At 73.1% G+C, this 17733-nt stretch carries 14 protein-coding genes; 7 read left to right on the plus strand and 7 right to left on the minus strand.

The genetic code is table 11. The annotated features are described in order from the left end of the window. Positions 1-2 precede the first annotated feature (2 nt). Genes A8711_RS26655 through A8711_RS26665 form a run of 3 tightly spaced genes read left to right on the plus strand, consistent with a single transcriptional unit; the run spans position 3 to position 3504 of the window. Complete coding sequence (locus A8711_RS26655) at positions 3-1049, plus strand: ABC transporter permease (protein WP_069089701.1); 1047 nt, start codon at positions 3-5, stop codon at positions 1047-1049. After that, a complete protein-coding gene (locus tag A8711_RS26660) occupies positions 1046-2053 on the plus strand; it encodes an ABC transporter ATP-binding protein (protein ID WP_043324152.1) in 1008 nt (335 codons plus the stop codon). The genes A8711_RS26655 and A8711_RS26660 overlap by 4 nt, the downstream gene beginning before the upstream one ends. Positions 2054-2091: 38 nt before the next feature. After that, a complete protein-coding gene (locus A8711_RS26665) occupies positions 2092-3504 on the plus strand; it encodes a GH1 family beta-glucosidase (protein ID WP_069089702.1) in 1413 nt (470 codons plus the stop codon). 23 nt (positions 3505-3527) lie between these two features. Here A8711_RS26665 and A8711_RS26670 read toward each other — a convergent pair whose 3' ends face one another. Continuing rightward, a complete protein-coding gene (locus tag A8711_RS26670) occupies positions 3528-4766 on the minus strand; it encodes an ROK family transcriptional regulator (RefSeq protein WP_069089703.1) in 1239 nt (412 codons plus the stop codon). 145 nt (positions 4767-4911) lie between these two features. Between A8711_RS26670 and A8711_RS26675 the strand changes: the two genes are divergently transcribed. Both A8711_RS26675 and sthA read left to right on the plus strand, forming a co-directional pair. Further along, positions 4912-6282, plus strand: coding sequence for a glycosyl hydrolase family 18 protein (locus A8711_RS26675; RefSeq protein ID WP_069089704.1), 1371 nt, complete (start codon positions 4912-4914; stop codon positions 6280-6282). Positions 6283-6363: 81 nt separating this feature from the next. Next, entirely contained in the window at positions 6364-7767 is a 1404-nt protein-coding gene (sthA, locus tag A8711_RS26680; protein ID WP_043324162.1) for a Si-specific NAD(P)(+) transhydrogenase, read from the plus strand. Between the two features lie 109 nt (positions 7768-7876). Here sthA and A8711_RS26685 read toward each other — a convergent pair whose 3' ends face one another. Genes A8711_RS26685 through A8711_RS26710 form a run of 6 tightly spaced genes read right to left on the minus strand, consistent with a single transcriptional unit; the run spans position 7877 to position 15092 of the window. Continuing rightward, positions 7877-9664, minus strand: coding sequence for a gamma-glutamyltransferase family protein (locus A8711_RS26685; RefSeq protein WP_069089705.1), 1788 nt, complete (start codon positions 9662-9664; stop codon positions 7877-7879). A gap of 11 nt (positions 9665-9675) precedes the next feature. Then, complete coding sequence (locus tag A8711_RS26690; protein WP_069089706.1) at positions 9676-10716, minus strand: ABC transporter ATP-binding protein; 1041 nt, start codon at positions 10714-10716, stop codon at positions 9676-9678. Then, on the minus strand, positions 10713-11735 hold the full coding sequence (locus tag A8711_RS26695; RefSeq protein WP_069089707.1) for an ABC transporter ATP-binding protein: 1023 nt from the start codon (positions 11733-11735) through the stop codon (positions 10713-10715). The genes A8711_RS26690 and A8711_RS26695 overlap by 4 nt, the downstream gene beginning before the upstream one ends. After that, complete coding sequence (locus tag A8711_RS26700; protein ID WP_043324166.1) at positions 11732-12613, minus strand: ABC transporter permease; 882 nt, start codon at positions 12611-12613, stop codon at positions 11732-11734. The genes A8711_RS26695 and A8711_RS26700 overlap by 4 nt, the downstream gene beginning before the upstream one ends. Beyond that, on the minus strand, positions 12610-13554 hold the full coding sequence (locus A8711_RS26705; RefSeq protein ID WP_030502381.1) for an ABC transporter permease: 945 nt from the start codon (positions 13552-13554) through the stop codon (positions 12610-12612). The genes A8711_RS26700 and A8711_RS26705 overlap by 4 nt, the downstream gene beginning before the upstream one ends. Next, positions 13554-15092, minus strand: a complete 1539-nt coding sequence (locus A8711_RS26710) for an ABC transporter substrate-binding protein (RefSeq protein ID WP_043324168.1) — start codon at positions 15090-15092, stop codon at positions 13554-13556. Before A8711_RS26710 ends, A8711_RS26705 begins: the two co-directional genes overlap by 1 nt. A 177-nt stretch (positions 15093-15269) precedes the next feature. Here A8711_RS26710 and A8711_RS26715 point away from each other — a divergent pair, with 177 nt between their 5' ends. Then, positions 15270-16898, plus strand: coding sequence for an acyl-CoA dehydrogenase family protein (locus A8711_RS26715; RefSeq protein WP_069089708.1), 1629 nt, complete (start codon positions 15270-15272; stop codon positions 16896-16898). A 6-nt stretch (positions 16899-16904) separates the two neighbouring features. Continuing rightward, a complete protein-coding gene (locus tag A8711_RS26720; protein WP_043324173.1) occupies positions 16905-17729 on the plus strand; it encodes an MOSC domain-containing protein in 825 nt (274 codons plus the stop codon). Positions 17730-17733 lie beyond the last annotated feature (4 nt).

Below are 17733 nucleotides of genomic sequence, written 5' to 3' on the forward strand. Positions count from 1 at the left end.
CGATGACACTCTCCCCGTCCAGCATCGAGCAGGTCATCCCCGGCCAGGGGGCGGTGGCGCAGCCATCGGCCCGGGCCCGCCGCCGCCGGTTCCGCTTCGTCGCCAACGGCAAGGCCGCGACCGGCCTGGCCGTCCTCGGGGTGTACGTGCTCCTGGCGGTGATCGGACCGTGGATCGCGCCGTACGACCCGGACGCGCGCAGCGCCGACGTTCTCCAGGCGCCCTCGGCCCGGCACTGGTTCGGCACCACCCACCTCGGGCAGGACATCCTCAGCCAGATCCTGGTCGGCGCGCGCAGCGTGATGGTGGTGGGCCTGACCGCCGGCGTGCTCGCCACGATCCTGTCCATCCTGATCGGCGTGACCGCCGGCTACCTGGGCGGCGCTGCAGACGAGGGTCTGTCGGCGGTGTCGAACGTGTTCCTGGTGATCCCGGCGCTGCCGCTGATCATCATCGTCACGTCCCTCGTCGACCAGGCCAGCGACACGCTCGTGGCGCTCATCATCGGCCTCACGTCGTGGGCCTGGGGCGCCCGGGTGCTGCGCGCCCAGACGCTGTCGTTACGCCGCCGCGACTACGTCGAGGCCGCCCGGGCCACCGGCGAGCGGACCTGGCGGATCATCGGCTTCGAGATCCTGCCCAACCTGACCGCGATCATCGCCTCCGGCTTCGTCGGCACCGTCATCTTCGCGGTCATGTCGGAGATCACCCTGGCGTTCATCGGCGTCTCGTCGGTCTCGTCGTGGAACTGGGGCACGATCCTGTTCTGGGCGCAGGGACAGCAGGCCCTCGCGCAGGGCGCCTGGTGGTGGTTCGTGCCGGCCGGGCTGGCCATCGCGCTGCTCGGCACCGCGCTCGCGCTGATCAACTTCGGCATCGACGAGTTCGTCAGCCCCCGGCTGCGCACCGGCGGCCGGACCCGGATCCGGACCGCCGACGGCCGGACCGTCGCGATGCGCGTCGGGTTCACCCCGGTGCTCGCGCCGAACCCGGCGCCGGTCCCGATGCGGCGGCCGGCGGACCCCACCCGAGAGGACGCGACCTCATGAGCGACCAGGTGCTCCAGATCCGCGGGCTGTGCGTCGACTACGGCGTCGGCGCGGACGCGGTCCGCGCGGTCCGCGACGTCGACCTGACACTGCACCGCGGCGAGGTGCTCGGGCTGGCCGGGGAGAGCGGCAGCGGCAAGTCCACGCTCGCCTACGGGCTGACCCGGCTGCTGCCCCCGCCCGGCGTGGTCAGCGGCGGCCAGGTCATCTACCACCCGGCCGACGGCCCGCCGGTCGACGTGCTCACGCTCAGCCCGGCGAAGCTGCGCGAGTTCCGCTGGGCGGAGACGTCGATCGTGTTCCAGGGCGCGATGAACTCGCTGAACCCGGTGCACAAGGTCTCCACCCAGCTGCTCGACGTGATCCGGGCACACGAGCCGAAGAGCACCGCGGCGAGCCGGCTGGCCCGGGCGAAGGAGCTGCTGCGCCTGGTCGGCATCTCCGCCGACCGGCTGGACAGCTACCCGCACCAGCTCTCCGGCGGCATGCGGCAACGCGTCATGATCGCCATGGCGCTGGCGCTGGAACCGCAGGTGGTCATCATGGACGAGCCGACCACGGCGCTGGACGTGGTGATGCAACGGCAGATCCTCGGCCAGCTCGCCGAGCTGCGCGAACGCCTCGGCTTCGCGGTCCTGTTCATCACCCACGACCTGTCGCTGCTGGTCGAGTTCTCCGACCGGATCGCGATCATGTACGGCGGCCGGATCGTCGAGGAGGCGCCCGCCGCCCGGCTGTACGCCGAGCCGCTGCACCCGTACACCGAGGGGTTGCTGCACTCGTTCCCGGCGCTGCACGGTCCGCGCCGGGAGCTGACCGGCATCCCCGGCTCCCCGCCGGACCTGCGCGCCATGCCGTCCGGCTGCGCGTTCCACCCCCGCTGCCCGAAGGCGTTCGACGGGTGCGACGAGCAGGTGCCGGTGCTCGGCGCGCCGTACGTCGACGACCCGGCGCGGGCCGTCGCGTGCCGGCTGCACCCGGCCGTCGCGCCCCTGTCCCGCTGACCCGCCCGACACCACCACCGCCAACCGCGAGGAGAAGCATGGACACCGACCTCACCCGCCCGTCGTCAGTCGCCGGTCCGGACCCGATCGACACGCTGCCGCCGACCTTCCGGTGGGGGGTGGCGACGTCGTCGTACCAGATCGAGGGCGCGGTGGCCGAGGACGGCCGCACGCCGTCCATCTGGGACACGTTCTGCCGGGTGCCGGGCGCTGTGGCGAACGGCGACCACGGCGACGTGGCCTGCGACCACTACCACCGGATGCCGCAGGACGTCGCGCTCATCGCCGACCTGGGGCTGGACACGTACCGGTTCTCGGTGGCGTGGCCGCGGGTGCAGCCGGGCGGACGCGGCCCGGCGAACGTGGCCGGGCTGGCCTTCTACGACCGGCTGGTGGACGAGCTGCTCGGCCGCGACGTCGAGCCGTGGGTGACGCTGTACCACTGGGACCTGCCGCAGGAGCTGGAGGACGCGGGCGGCTGGCCGAACCGGGACACCGCGTACCGGTTCGCCGACTACGCCGAGCTGGTCTTCGCCGCGCTCGGCGACCGGGTCCGCACCTGGACCACGCTCAACGAGCCGTGGTGCTCGGCGATGCTCGGGTACGCCTACGGCGACCACGCCCCGGGTCGGCGGAACCTGGGCGACGGCATCGCCGCGGCCCACCACCTGCTGCTCGGGCACGGGCTGGCGACGCGGCGGCTGCGCGAGGCGGCCTCGGCGCCGATCGAGCTGGGCCTGACGCTGAACCTGTCCACCGCCGACCCGGCGACCGACAGCGCCGCCGACCGGGACGCGGCGCGGGCCGCCGACGGGCTGGGCAACCGGCTCTACCTGGACCCGGTGCTGCGCGGGGAGTACCCGCAGGACGTGATCGCGGACCTGGCCGCCGAGGGCGTGCGGATTCCGGTGGAGGACGGCGACCTGGACGTCATCGCCACCCCGATCGACGTGCTCGGGGTCAACTTCTACTTCGGGCAGCTGCACTCCGGCGTGGACGAGCAGGGCCGCGACCGCGACGACGACGGCAAGCCGGTACGCCGGGTGGTCCGGCGTGACCTGCCGCGTACCGCGATGGACTGGGAGATCGTGCCGGAGTCCTTCACCGACCTGCTGGTGCGGCTGCACCGCGACTACCCGGGCACGCCCATGGTGATCACCGAGAACGGCGCGGCGTTCGACGACGAGCCGGACGCAGACGGGTTCGTCGCCGACGACGACCGGGTCGGCTACCTCGCCGAGCACCTGCGGGCGGTGGCCCGGGCCCGGGCGGCCGGGGCCGACGTGCGCGGCTACTTCGCCTGGTCGCTGCTGGACAACTTCGAGTGGGCGTACGGATACGACAAGCGGTTCGGCATCGTCCGGGTCGACTACGACACGCAGCGCCGCATCCCCAAGCGCAGCGCGCTGTGGTACCGGGACACCGTGCGGCGGGTACGCGGCCGGCGCTGACGCCGGCGTGGGGGCCGGGCCGGTCAGTGACGGCGGGCCGGCCCCCACGCCGGGGACGGGCGGGCGGCCGGGTCGCGGGGCACGCCGCCGTCGCGCAGCAGCCGGGTCATCGGCAGGGTGGCCGCGCCCATCGCGACCGCGTCCGGTCCGAGCCGGCACAGCTCGATCGAGGTCTGCGCGTACGGCTGGCGCAGCGCGTGCCGCGCGGTGGCCGCACGGATCGCGGGCAGGTGCCGCTCGCCCAGGGCCAGCCCGGCCCAGCCGCCGAGCACCACCCGCTCCGGGTTGAACAGGTTCACCAGGTTCGCCACCCCGGCGCCCAGGTAGCCGACCGTCTCGTCGATCACCTTCGCGGCGGTGCCGCTGGTGGAGCGCAGCAGCTCACCGAAGGCGGTCTCCTCGTCCGCGCCCGGCGCCGGGCGGCCCCGGTTGGCCTGGCGGAACCGGTCCAGCACCGCCTCCGCGCCGACGTACGCCTCCAGGCAGCCGAGGTTGCCGCAGCGGCAGCGGCGGCCCCCGTACACGATGGTGGTGTGGCCCCACTCCCCGGCGCTGCTGTGCGCGCCGCGGTAGCCGACGCCGTCGGCGACCACGCTCGCGCCGACGCCGGAGCCGACCAGCGCGACCACCGCGTGCCGGACGCCGCGGCCGGCGCCGAACCACATCTCGGCCTGGCCGAGCGTCTTCGCGCCGTTGTCCACGTGCACCGGCACGTCGGCGCGCAGCATCGCGCCGAGCGGGACGCCGTCCCAGCCGAGTGTCTGGGCGTGCACCACGGCGTCGGCGGTGCGCTCGACCGTGCCGGCGACGGCGACGCCGAAGCCGAGCACCGCGGCCGGGTCGACGCCCGCCTGCTCGGTCACCGCGGCGAGGCCGTGCCGCAGGTGGGCGGCGACCCGCTCGGGGTCGGGCCCGGTCGCGGCGATCGGGTACTCGGCCTTGGCCAGCGCGGTCATGCTCAGGTCGAACAGCTCGACCTGGACGCGGGTTTCGCCGACGTCGGCGCCGACCAGGTAGCCGTAGCCGGGGGCGACGCGCAGCAGCACGCGGGGACGGCCGCCGTCGGACTCGACCGAGCCGGCCTCCTCGACCAGGCCCTCGTTGATCATCTCGCCGACCAGGTTGCTGACGCTGGCCAGGCTGAGCGCTGTGGACTGGCCCAGCTCGTGCCGGCTGAGCGGGCCGTCCAGCCAGATCCGGGTCAGCAGCACCGACCGGTTGGCCCGGCGCATGTCGCGCACCGTGGTGCGTCTGGCGTCCACGTCGCCGCCGTCCCTTCCCGGCCGCCCACGGCGACCTGCGTTCGTCTGCGTTCACGCCGTGAACCAAGCGGTGACAGCGTACTGCGCATTTACACTTAATAAAGTTAACTGATAACCTCCGGCGCATCGATGAGGAGGTATGTCAATGCGACTCGGACGCGGGATGACCGCACTGCTCGGTGGCGTCGCGCTGCTCGCCGCCACCGCCGCCCTGCCCGCCACCGCCGCCACCACGACCGGCGCCGTCGGCGCGCTCGTCGCGTGTGACGCGCCGGCCTGGGCCGAGGGCGTCACCTGGACCGCCGGCAGCCGGGCCACCTACGCCGGCCGGCTCTACCAGGCGCTCGTCACGCACACCCCGCCGGCCGGCGCGGGCTGGAACCCGGCCGCCGTACCGGCGCTCTGGACCGACCTCGGCGCCTGCACCGGCGGCACGCCGTCGCCGAGCCCCACCACCCGCCCGCCGTCGCCTTCCCCGTCCGCCTCCACCTCCCCTTCCCCGACCCGGACGCCTACCCCCACGCCCACGGTGTCGTCCAGCCCGACCACACCGGGCGGCGACACGTGCGCGCTGCGGTCCCGGCCGACCGGCAAGGTGCTGCAGGGCTACTGGGAGAACTGGGACGGCGCCGCCAACGGCGTACACCCCGGCCTCGGCTGGATCCCGATCACCGACTCCCGGATCACCGGACACGGCTACAACGTGGTGACCGCCGCGTTCCCGGTCATCCGCGCCGACGGCACCGTGCTCTGGGAGGACGGCATGGACGCCGGCGTCAAGGTGCCCACCCCCGCCCAGGTGTGCCAGGCCAAGGCCGCCGGACTCACCGTGCTGCTGTCCATCGGCGGCGCCACCGCGGGCATCGACCTCAGCTCCAGCGCCGTCGCCGACCGGTTCGTCGCCACCGTCGTGCCGATCCTCAAGCGGCACAACTTCGACGGCATCGACATCGACATCGAGACCGGCCTCACCGGCAGCGGGAACATCAACCAGCTCTCCCCCTCGCAGGCCAACCTGATCCGGATCATCGACGGGGTGCTGGCCCAGATGCCCGCCGGGTTCGGGCTCACCATGGCGCCGGAGACCGCGTACGTCACCGGCGGCAGCGTCACCTACGGCTCGATCTGGGGCGCGTACCTGCCGATCGTCAAGAAGTACGCCGACAACGGGCGACTCTGGTGGCTCAACATGCAGTACTACAACGGCTCGATGTACGGCTGCGCCGGTGACTCGTACCCGGCCGGCACCGTCGCCGGTTTCGTCGCGCAGACCAACTGCCTCGACGCCGGCCTGGTCATCCAGGGCACCACCATCCGCGTACCGCTGGACCGGCAGGTCCCCGGCCTGCCCGCGCAGGTCGGCGCCGGCGGCGGGTACATGAGCCCGGCGCTGGTGGCGCAGGCGTGGAACACCTACCAGGGCCGGCTGAAGGGCCTGATGACCTGGTCGGTGAACTGGGACGGGTCGAAGGGCTGGACGTTCGGCGACAACGTCCGCTCCCTGCAGGGCCGCTGACCCGGCAGGGCTCCGCGTTCCACCCCCGGCGCGGAGCCCTGCCGCTGGCGCGGGTTGCGAGACCCTGCGAGGCTGGCGCTCGTGTATGACTACGACCTGCTGGTGCTGGGCTCCGGACCGAGTGGACAGAAGGCGGCGATCGCCGCGGCCAAACTGGGCCGCCGCGTCGCCATCGTCGATCGCCGCGACATGCTCGGCGGAGTGTGCATCAACACCGGCACCGTGCCCTCGAAGACGCTGCGCGAGGCGGTCCTCTACCTGACCGGGCTGAGCCAGCGCGACCTCTACGGCAGCAGCTACCGGGTCAAGGAGGACATCACCGTCGCCGACCTGGCCGCCCGCACCCAGCACGTGATCACCCGGCAGACCGACGTGATCCGCGACCAGCTGGCCCGCAACAAGGTCGCGCTGATCACCGGCACCGGCCGGTTCGCCGACGCCCACTCCGTCTGGGTGGACGCCGGCTCCGGTCGGGAGACCCGGATCAGCTTCGACAAGGCGGTCGTCGCCGCCGGCACCCGCCCGGCCCGACCGGACAGCGTCGACTTCGACGACCGGACCATCGTCGACTCCGACGGCGTGATCAACCTGCAGGCCGTCCCGCGCAGCATGGTCGTGGTCGGCGCCGGGGTGATCGGCATGGAGTACGCCTCGCTGTTCGCCGCGCTCGGCACCAAGGTGACAGTGGTCGAGCGCCGCCCCCGGATGCTCGACTTCTGCGACGAGGAGATCGTCGAGTCGCTGAAGTACCACCTGCGGGACCTGTCGGTGACCTTCCGCTTCGGCGAGGAGGTGGCCGCCGTGGAGAAGCACCGCACCGCCGCGCTCTGCGTGCTGCGCAGCGGCAAGAAGATCGTCGCGGACACGGTGATGTACTCGGCCGGGCGGCAGGGACAGACCGACGACCTCGCGCTGGACGCGGCCGGGCTCACCGCGGATCACCGCGGCCGGATCGCGGTCGACGCGAACTACCGCACCGCCGTCGACAACATCTACGCGGTCGGCGACGTGATCGGCTTCCCCGCGCTGGCGTCCACCTCGATGGAGCAGGGCCGGCTGGCCGCCCAGCACGCCTGCGGCGAACCGGCACGCGGCATGTCCGACCTGCAACCGATCGGCATCTACACCATCCCGGAGATCAGCTTCGTCGGGAAGACCGAGGAGGAGCTGACCGAGGCGTCCACCCCGTTCGAGGTGGGCATCGCCCGCTACCGGGAACTGGCCCGGGGGCAGATCGTCGGCGACTCGTACGGGATGCTGAAACTGCTCGTCTCACCCGAGGACGGGCGGCTGCTCGGCGTGCACGTGTTCGGCACCGGCGCCACCGAGATCGTCCACATCGGTCAGGCCGTGATGGGCTGCGGCGGCACCGTCGACTACCTGCTCGACGCGGTGTTCAACTACCCGACCCTGGCCGAGGCGTACAAGGTGGCCGCCCTGGACGCCGCCAACAAGATCCGCAACATAACCCGGATCAACGACTGACCCCTGCTGCCCCGCCCTCCACCCCGTTGATCTTGCACTTGCTGCCCCGCGGGTGCCCGTTATGACCGGTGCGCCGGGGCCGCAAGTGCAAGATCAGCGGGAAAGGGGGTCAGCGGCCGGTGGCGTAGCCCTGGGCGCCTCGGGGGTTCGCCGCCGCGGACAGGACTCCGGTGCGGGGGGCGCGGGTGACCGCGCACATGCGGCCCAGGCTCCACGGGTCGGACAGGCGGACGGTGTGACCCCTCGCGCGCAGGCCGGCCAGCACATCCGCGTCGATCCGGTCCTCCAGCACCAGCACGCCGGGCTCGACGCCGCGCGGGTAGAACGACGCCGGGAAGCTCGTGGTGTGCCACGTGGGGGCGTCGATCGCCTCCTGCAGGTCCTGCCCGCCGGCCAGGTGCCGCAGCAGGAACAGCAGCTGCCACTGGTCCTGCTGGTCGCCACCGGGCGTCCCGCAGGCCATCACCGGCTCGCCGTCGCGCAGCACGAGCGTCGGGCTGAGCGTGGTACGCGGACGCCGCCCCGACCGCAGCGTCGAGGCGAGCCCCTCCTCCAGCCAGCACATCTGCAACCGGCTGCCCAGCGGGAAACCCAGCTCCGGGATGGTGGGTGAACTCTGCAGCCAGCCGCCGCTGGGCGTGGCGGAAATGATGTTGCCCCACCGGTCCACCACGTCGACGTGGCAGGTGTCGCCGCGGGTCACGCCGTCGGCCCGTACCGTCGGTTCGCCGGTGCTCGGGTCCTGCGGGACGGCCCGGCCGGCGGCGTGGGTGTGCAGGTGCGACGGCAGCCGGGGCGGGCTGCCCGCCGGGCTGCCGGGACGCAGCGTCGTGTCCGCGCTGTCGCCGACCAGCGCGGCCCGCGAACGGGCGTAGCCGGCCGACAGCAGCGCGGAACCCGGCACGTCGGTGTCGCCGTACCACGCCTCCCGGTCGGCGAACGCGAGCTTCAGCGCCTCGGCCTGCGCGTGGATGCCGTCCAAGCTGGACGGATCGTAGACCGCCGGGTCGTCGAGCGCGTCCAGGACGGCCAGGGTCTGCAGCAGCACCGGGCCCTGCCCCCAGAAGCCGGTCTTGGCGATCGTGTGCCCGCGCCAGTCCAGCGTGACCGGCGCCTCCCAGGTGGCCGAGAACCCGGCCAGGTCGTCGCCGGTGACCAGCCCGGCGTGGGCGCGCCCGCTGGAGTCGCGGAACGGCAGCCGGCTGAAACGGTCGATCGCCTCGGCGACGAAACCCTCCCGCCAGGCGCGCCGGGCCGCCTCGATCTGCGCCTCCCGGTCCGCACCGGCGGCCCGTCCCGCGTGGACGAGGCGGCGCAGCGTGTCCGCGTACGCCGGGTTGGTGATCATCTCCCCCGGCGCGGGTGGGCGGCCGTCGCGCAGCCAGAGCCGCGCGGACGTCGGCCAGTGGTCGGTGAACAGCGACCGGACCCGCGCGACTGTCTGCCCGGCGGCGCCGGCCAGCGGGTGGCCGGCGGCGGCGTAGCCGATCGCCGGTTCCAGCACCTCGGCGAGCGTGCGGGTGCCGTGGTCGCGCAGCAACAGCAGCCACGCGTCGACAGCGCCGGGCACCACGGCGGCGAGCGGGCCGGCGCCGGGGACGAGGTCCAGGCCCAGCGACCGGAAGTGCGCGACGGTGGCGCCCGCCGGCGCGGGGCCCTGGCCACACAGCACCCGCGGAGTGGGGTCGGCAGCGGTGGCGAGGATCGCCGGCACCTCGCCGGCCGGGCCGTTGAGGTGCGGCTCCACGACGTGCAGCACGAACCCGGCGGTCACGGCGGCGTCGAACGCGTTGCCGCCGCGCTCCAGCACGCCCATCGCGGACTGGCTGGCCAGCCAGTGCGTGGACGAGACCATGCCGAACGTGCCGCGCAGCGTCGGCCGGGTGGTGAACGTCATCGGCGGTGAGCCTACGCCGTGCCGGCGATGTCGGCGCGGTCCGTCGCGCCGCCCTCCTCCCCCGGGCTGCCGTCGCGCTCGCCGTCGAGCGGGAACAGGCACGCGGCCTCGTGGCCCGGACCCACGTCGGCCAGCGCCGGATCGGTCTCGGCGCACGCGGGGCGGGCCTGGGGGCATCGGGTACGGAAGTGGCAGCCGCTCGGCGGGTCCACCGGGCTGGGGATGTCGCCGGTGAGCACGATGCGGCGGCGCTGCCGCTCGACCCGGGGATCGGCCACCGGCACCGCCGACAGCAACGCCGCCGTGTAGGGGTGCGCCGGGCGTCGGTAGATCCGCTCCGGTGGGCCGGTCTCCACGATGCGGCCCAGGTACATGACCGCGATCCGGTCGCTCATATGCTCCACGGCGGCCAGGTCGTGCGCGATGAACAGGTAGGTCAGCCCGAGGTCGCGTTGCAGGCGCCGCAGCAGGTTCATGATCTGCGCCTGGACGCTCAGGTCGAGCGAGGCGATCGGCTCGTCCAGGACGATCAGATCCGGCTCGCCGGCCAGCGCCCGGGCCACGCCGACGCGCTGGCGCTGGCCGCCGGACAGCTCGTGCGGATGCCGGCCGGCCGTGTCGGCGCGCAGGCCGACCAGGTCCAGCAGTTCGGCCACCCGCTCCCGCCGGGCGGTGCGGGACGTGGCGAGCCGGTGCACGACAAGGGGTTCGGCGATGCTGTCGCCGACGGTGCGGCGCGGGTCCAGCGACGCCTGCGGGTCCTGGAACACCATCGCCACGTGGCGGCGCGTCGCGCGCAGGCGGCGCCGGGACCAGCGGGTCACGTCCGCGCCCGCCACCCGGACCCGCCCGGCGCTCGGGTCGACCAGCCGCAGCAGCGCCAGCCCGGCGGTGGACTTGCCGCTGCCCGACTCGCCGACCAGCCCGAGCGTCTCGCCCCGGTGTACGGCAAGCGTGACGCCGTCCACGGCGCGGACCGTTCCGGCCGGGGTCGGGAAGTGCACGGCGAGGTCGTCCAGCTCGGCGATCACGTCGGGGGTGTCGTCGCTCATCCGGCCTCTCCACGATAGAAGGTGCGGACCGTGTGCCCGTCGCCGACCGGCGTCAGCGGTGGCAGCTCGTGCTCGCAGCGCGGGTCCGCGCGAACCGGGCAGCGCGGCCAGAACGCGCAGCCGGCCGGCAGGTCCAGCGGGCTCGGCGGCGCGCCGGGGATGGCGACCAGGTCCTCGCCGCGCCGGGACGGGTCGGGCCGGGCCGCCAGCAGCGCCCGGGTGTACGGGTGGGTGGGCGTGTCGAACACCGCGTCGACAGGGCCCTGCTCGACGATGCGTCCCCCGTACATGACCGCGACGGTGTCGGCGATGCCGGCGACCACGCCCAGGTCGTGGGTGACCCAGACGACTGCGGTGCCCAGCCGCGCCTGCAGGTCGGCGACCAGCTCGATGATCTGCGCCTGGGTGGTGACGTCCAGCGCGGTGGTCGGCTCGTCGGCGATCAGCAGGTCCGGCTCGCACGCCAGCGCCATGGCGATGGCGACGCGCTGGCGCATGCCGCCGGAGAACTGGTGCGGGTACGCGTCGACGCGCCGCGCGGCCGACGGGATGCCGACCAGCTCCAGCAGTTCCACCGCCCGGTCGCGGGCGGCGCGGCGGGTCAGCCCGAGGTGTTCCTCGGCCGCCTCGGTGACCTGCCGGCCCACCGGCAGCACCGGGTTGAGCGAGGTCATCGGGTCCTGGAAGACGAACCCGACGTGCCGGCCGCGCAGCCTGCGGCGGCGGTCGTCGGGCAGCGCGGTCAGCTCGTGGTCGAGCAGCCGCACCCGGCCGGTGACCGTGGCGGCGCGCGGGGCCAGGCCGGTGGCCGCGAGCAGGGTCATGCTCTTGCCGCTGCCGGACTCGCCGACCAGGGCGAACGTCTCCCCCTGCCGTACCTGCCAGGACACGCCGGCCACGGCGCGGGCCGGGCCGCGGCGGGTGCCGATGGTGACGGTGAGGTCGTCCACGGACAGCACCGTCGAGTCGGTCCTGGGGCGCTGGCGCTGGCTCGGCATGCGTTCGGTGCGCTCGCTCATGGGGTGCTCCGGCGGGCCTCGGCGAGGGTGAGCTGGCGCGGGTCGAGCACGTCCCGCAGCGCGTCGCCGACCAGGTTGAACGCCAGCACGGTGAGGAAGATCGCCGCGCCCGGGAACACGCCCAGCCACCAGGCGTCGGTGACGAAGCCGCGCCCGTCGAACAGCATCCGGCCCCAGGCCGGTGCGGGCGGCTGGATGCCGAGGCCGAGGAAGGACAACGCGGCCTCGGAGAGGATCGCGAACGCCAGCGACAGCGACGTCTGCACGATCAGCGGCGCGGCGATGTTCGGCAGCACGTGGCGGCGCATGATGCGCAGGTCGGACGCGCCGATGGACACGGCGGCCCGGACGAACACCTGCTCGCGTACGGACAGCACGCCGGCGCGGGTGATCCGGGCGAAGATGGGTGTGTAGACCACGCCGATGGCGACCATGGCGGTGAGCAGGCCGGGGCCGAGCACCGCCACGATGGCAACCGCGAGCAGCAGCACCGGGAACGCGAACAGCACGTCCATGCAGCGCATGAGGATGCTGTCCAGCCAGCCCCGGTAGTAGCCGGCGAGCAGCCCGAGCGTCACGCCCGCTACCAGCGCGATGCCGACGCTGACCGCGCCGACCTGCAGTGACACGCGGGCGGCGACGAGCACCCGGCTGAGCACGTCGCGGCCCAGCTCGTCGGTGCCGAACGGGTGCGCGCCGCTGGGCGGGCGCAGCATCTGGTCCACGTCGACGTCGTTGACGCCGGCCGGGGCCAGCCACGGGCCGGCCACGCCGACCACGACCAGCAGGACGAGCACGATGGTGCCGCCGACGGCGAGCGGGTCGCGGCGCAGCGCGTCCAGGACGCGGCGTCCGGTGCTCTCGGTCGTGGCGCTCACTTGACCGTGATCCTCGGGTCGAGGCGGGCGTAGAGGATGTCCACCAGCAGGTTGACCAGCAGGAACAGGGCGGCCACCAGCAGCACCGCGCCCTGCAGGACGGGATAGTCGCGGGCCTGCACGGCGTCGAAGGTGAGCCGGCCGATGCCCGGCCAGGCGAACAGCACTTCGATGACGATGACGCCGCCGAGCAGGCTCGCCAGTTGCACGGCGACCACAGTCACCACCGGGATCAGCGCGTTGCGCAGCACGTGCCGCACGATCACCACCCGGTTGCGCAGCCCTTTCGCCTCGGCGGTCCGCACGTAGTCGGCGGAGAGCACCTCCAGCACCGAGGAGCGGATGAACCGGGTGAGGATGGAGGCGGTGACCAGGCCGACGGTGACCGCCGGCAGCGCCACGTGGGTGGCCCACCGGCCGGGGTCCTCGGTCAGCGCCACGTAACCCGACGGTGGCAGCCAGCCGAGCACCCCGGCGAACAGCAGGATGCCCATGATGCCCATCCAGAAGTCCGGCACCGAGACGCCGAACTGGCTGAACACGCGGGCGGCGTGGTCCACGGCGGAGCCGCTGCGTACCGCCGCGACGATGCCCAGCGGGAACGCCACCAGCAGCGCGAACAGCACCGCGGTGACGGCCAGGGACAGCGTGGCGGGCAGCCGTTCCAGCACGATCTGGCTCACCGGCTGGCCGGTGCGGAAGCTGACCCCCAGGTCACCGGTGAGCGCGTGCCCGAGGTAGCTGGCGTACTGCACCGGCAGCGGCTGGTCGAGGCCGGCCCGTTCCCGCAACGCGTCGTACGTCTCCTGGTCGAACCGGGTGCCGAGCGCCACCCGGACCGGGTCGCCCGGCACGAGTTGCAGCAGCAGGAACACCACAAGGGTCACGCCGATCAGCACGACCGCCGACTGGAGTGCCCGCCGCAGGACGAAGCGGGCCATCACTTGGCCAGGGCGACCGACCGGAACCGGATCGCCCGGTCGGTGCGCACCTCGTAGCCGGAGACCTTCTTCGACCAGCCCTGCACCACGTCCGGGTTGTAGAGGTAGAGGTAGCTGGCGTCGTCGACGATCTGCTTCGCCGCCTGCTCGTACGCCTGCTTGCGGGCGCCCTGGTCGGTCTGGGTGCGCGCGTCGTCCAGCAGCTTGTCCACCGCCGGGTTCTTGTACTTGTGGAAGTTGAACGTGCCGCCGCTGTGGTGCTGGGCGTAGTAGAACTCGTCCGGGTCGATGTTGCCGAGCCAGCCCAGCATGAACCCGTCGAAGTTGCCCTTGGCCTGCTCGTCGAGCCACTGGGCGAAGTCCAGCGTACGGATCTTCACGGTGATGCCGACGTCCTTGAGCTGGGCGGCGATGACCTGGGCGGCGCTGACCGTCTCCGGGTACTCGCTGGTGACCATCAGGTCCATGGTCAGGTTGCTCACGCCCGCCTGGCCGAGCATCTGCTTGGCCTTGCCCGGGTCGTGGCTGTAGGGCGCGTAGTCGTAGTAGAACGCGCTGTCCTTCGGGATGGCGGTCTGGTTGACGGTGGCCAGGCCGAACTTCGCCGCCTTGGTGATCGCCTCCCGGTCCAGGGCGTACCCGATGGCGCGCCGCACCTCGGGGTTGTCGAACGGCTTGCGGGCCTCGTTGAGCGCCACGTACCAGTAGTCGGTGGAGGCCGCCGACTTCACCACCGGGTCGTCGCCGTCCTGCAGCGACTTGACCTGCTGCGGCGGCAGGTTGTCGGTCCACTGCACCTGGCCGCTGCGCAGGTTCTGCAGCGCCACGGTGGGGTCCTTGACGAAGGTGAACGTGACGCCGTCGAGCTTCGGCTTCTCACCCCAGTAGGCGTCGTTGCGCACCAGCTTGATGCTGTCGCCGGAGGTGTAGCCGGCCACCGTGAACGGGCCGCTGCCCACCGGCGCGGTCTTCACCTTGCCGGACTCCACGTTGGACTTCTCCACGATCGCGACGCCCTTGAACCCACCGAGGTTGGCGAGCAGGTTCGGCGTGGGCGCGCTGAGCGTCACCACCACCGTCGCGGGGTCGGGCCCGGTGACCGACTTGACGGTGGCGAACTTGTACGCGTTGTTCAGCTTCTCCTTGATGATCCGCTCGAAGGAGTAGACGACGTCCTCGGAGGTCAGCGGCGACCCGTCGGAGAACTTCACGCCCTCACGCAGCGTGAACGTCCAGGTCAGCTGGTCGTCGCTGGTGGTCCACTTGGTCGCCAGCGACGGCACCATCTTCAGGTCGGCGTCCGGCTCGACGAGCGTGTCGTAGACGTTCTCCAGCACCTGGAAGCTGTAGTAGGCCGAGGTCTTGTGCGGGTCGAGCTGGTCGGGTTCGCCGCCGATCGCGGCGTTGAGGATTCCGCCTTCGCCGCCGGCGTTCCCCCCGCCGCCGACGTCGACCGCCTCGCCGCCGGTGCATCCGGACAGGACGCCGACGGTGAGGATGAGTGCGGCGCCGAACGCGCCGAGCTTGTTCCTGGACACAGGCCCCCCTTGCCACTTCCCGGACAAAAGAAAGTTTCGGCGAGTCTTGTCTCCGAGCCGGATGATGTCAAACGAATCCAGCCAAAATGACTGGTCGATCGGTGTTGCCGGTGCGGAGTGAACGGTGGTTCAATCCGGGCCCCGACCCGATCCGCCACCGCGCTGGGAGTTGCCGCCGTGACCACACACGAGGTCGTCAACCAGGTCCCCCCGATGGTCGGCCACGACACCGCCGACGACCCGGCACTGCGCGACGGCGTGACCCGGGAGGGCGCCGAATGGGCGCTGCCCGGGCTGCACGAGCTGGGCCTGCTCGCCGGTGGTGAGGAGGCGGCCGAACACGGGCGGCTCGCCAACGAGCACCCGCCGGTGCTGCGCACCCACGACCGGTACGGCAACCGGATCGACGAGGTGGAGTTCCACCCGTCCTGGCACGAGCTGATGCGTACCGCCGTCGGGCACGGCCTGCACGCCGCGCCGTGGGCCGACGACCGACCCGGCGCGCACGTGGCCCGGGCGGCCGGCTTCTACCTGTGGCGGCCCGACGCCGGGCACGGCTGCCCCGTCTCGATGACCTACGCGGCGGTGCCCGCGCTGCGGCACAGCCCGGAGCTGGCCGACCGCTACGAGCCGCTGCTCACCACCCGCGAGTACGACTTCGGGCTGCGCCCGCCGCAGACCAAGCGCGGCCTGCTCGCCGGCATGTCGATGACCGAGAAGCAGGGCGGCTCGGACGTGCGCGCCAACACCACCACCGCCCGCCCTGAGCCGGACGGCAGCTACCGGCTCGTCGGGCACAAGTGGTTCACCTCCGCGCCCATGTGCGACCTGTTCCTCACGCTCGCCCAGGCGCCCGGCGGCCTCACCTGCTTCCTGGTCCCCCGCGTGCTGCCCGACGGCGCCCGCAACCCGATGCGGCTGATGCGGCTCAAGGACAAGCTCGGCAACCGCTCCAACGCCTCCGCCGAGGTCGAGTACGAGCACGCGGTGGCGTGGCGCGTCGGCGACGAGGGCCGGGGCGTGCGCACCATCATCGACATGGTCAACCTGACCCGGCTCGACTGCGTGATCGGCGCGGCGGCCGGGATGCGTCACGGCGTGACCACCGCGGTGCACCACGCCACCCACCGGCGGGCGTTCGGCAGCTACCTTCTCGACCAGCCGCTGATGCGCAACGTGCTGGCCGACCTCGCGGTGGAGTCCGAGGCCGCCACCGTGCTGATGGTCCGGCTGGCCGGCGCGACCGACCGGTCGGCGCGCGGCGACGACGGCGAGACCGCGTTCAAGCGCCTCGCCCTCGCAGTCGGCAAGTACTGGGTGTGCAAACGCTGGCCGGGGCACGCCGCCGAGGCGCTGGAATGCCTGGGCGGCAACGGCTACGTCGAGGAGTCCGGCATGCCGCGGCTGTTCCGCGAGTCGCCGCTGAACTCGATCTGGGAGGGCTCCGGCAACGTCGCCGCGCTGGACGTGCTGCGCGCGCTCACCCGGGAACCGCAGGTCCTCGCCGCGTACGAGGCGGAGGTGGCCGCCGCGGCCGGCGCGGACGCGCGACTGGACGCCGCGGTGCGCCGGGTGCGCGACGAGCTGGCCGACCACACCGACCTGGAGCTGCGCGCCCGGCGCGTGGTGGAGCGGCTGGCGCTGGTGCTGCAGGGCGCGCTGCTGGTACGCCACGGCCACCCCGCGGTCGCCGACGCGTTCTGCGCGTCCCGGCTCGGCGGCGACCACGGCCAAGCGTACGGGACGCTACCCGGCGGACTGGACCTCGCAGCGATCATCGACCGCGCCACCCCCAAGATCGGCTGAACGGCGATGACGCGTCTGGTCTCGACCCACCTGTATCCGGTCAAGTCCCTCGGCGGCGTCGACGTCGACCGGGCCGAGGTCCAGCCGTGGGGGTTGCGTCACGACCGCCGCTGGGTGGTGCTGCGCCCCGACGGCGGCAAAGTGGGCTCGACCGCCCTGCCGGCGCTGCTCGGCCTGACCGCCGCGCCCGGGCCCGGGTCGCTCACGCTCACCGCCCGCGACGGGTCGTCGCTGACGGTCGCCGAGCCGGTGGACGGGCCGCCGGTTCCGACCGACGTGTCCCGGCTGGACACGGTCCGGCTCGCCGCCGACGAGGCTCACGACTGGCTCTCCGCGCGGCTGGGCCGGCCGGTGCGGCTGGCCTGGCTGGACGACCCGCGCCGCCGGCCGATGTCGGCCGAGCACGGCGGCCGGCCCGGTGACCCGCTCAACCTCTCCGACGCCGGGCCGCTGCTGGTCGCCACGGCGCCGTCGCTGCGGCGGCTGCGGGACTGGATCGTCGAGGGCGCGCTGGAACGCGGCGAACCGGCCCCGGAGCCGCTGGCGATGGCCCGGTTCCGGCCCACTGTGGTGCTCGACGGGCCGTTCGAGCCGTTCGCCGAGGACGGCTGGACACGGGTGCGCATCGGCGCCGTCGACTTCCGGGTCTCCGAACGCTGCGACCGCTGCTCGGTGACGCTCATCGACCCGCAGACCCTCGCCAGCGGGAAGGAGCCCATCCGCACGCTGGCCCGGCACCGGCGCCACGACGGCAAGACCTGGTTCGGCATCCGGCTGGTCCCGGAGACCACCGGCGAGATCCGCGTCGGCGATCCCGTCACCGTCTCCTGATCCG

The sequence above is a fragment of the Micromonospora sp. II genome (genome assembly GCF_001709195.1).
Lineage (GTDB): Bacteria > Actinomycetota > Actinomycetes > Mycobacteriales > Micromonosporaceae > Micromonospora > Micromonospora chalcea.

Bases quoted from the DNA above. Each gene is read 5' to 3' on its own strand.
- A8711_RS26665 (WP_069089702.1), top strand. From the start codon at position 2,092: ATGGACACCGACCTCACCCGCCCGTCGTCAGTCGCCGGTCCGGACCCG.
- A8711_RS26720 (WP_043324173.1), top strand. From the start codon at position 16,905: ATGACGCGTCTGGTCTCGACCCACCTGTATCCGGTCAAGTCCCTCGGC.
- A8711_RS26675 (WP_069089704.1), top strand. From the start codon at position 4,912: ATGCGACTCGGACGCGGGATGACCGCACTGCTCGGTGGCGTCGCGCTG.
- A8711_RS26695 (WP_069089707.1), bottom strand. From the start codon at position 11,735: ATGAGCGAGCGCACCGAACGCATGCCGAGCCAGCGCCAGCGCCCCAGG.
- A8711_RS26655 (WP_069089701.1), top strand. From the start codon at position 3: ATGACACTCTCCCCGTCCAGCATCGAGCAGGTCATCCCCGGCCAGGGG.
- A8711_RS26685 (WP_069089705.1), bottom strand. From the start codon at position 9,664: ATGACGTTCACCACCCGGCCGACGCTGCGCGGCACGTTCGGCATGGTC.
- A8711_RS26660 (WP_043324152.1), top strand. From the start codon at position 1,046: ATGAGCGACCAGGTGCTCCAGATCCGCGGGCTGTGCGTCGACTACGGC.
- A8711_RS26690 (WP_069089706.1), bottom strand. From the start codon at position 10,716: ATGAGCGACGACACCCCCGACGTGATCGCCGAGCTGGACGACCTCGCC.
- A8711_RS26705 (WP_030502381.1), bottom strand. From the start codon at position 13,554: ATGGCCCGCTTCGTCCTGCGGCGGGCACTCCAGTCGGCGGTCGTGCTG.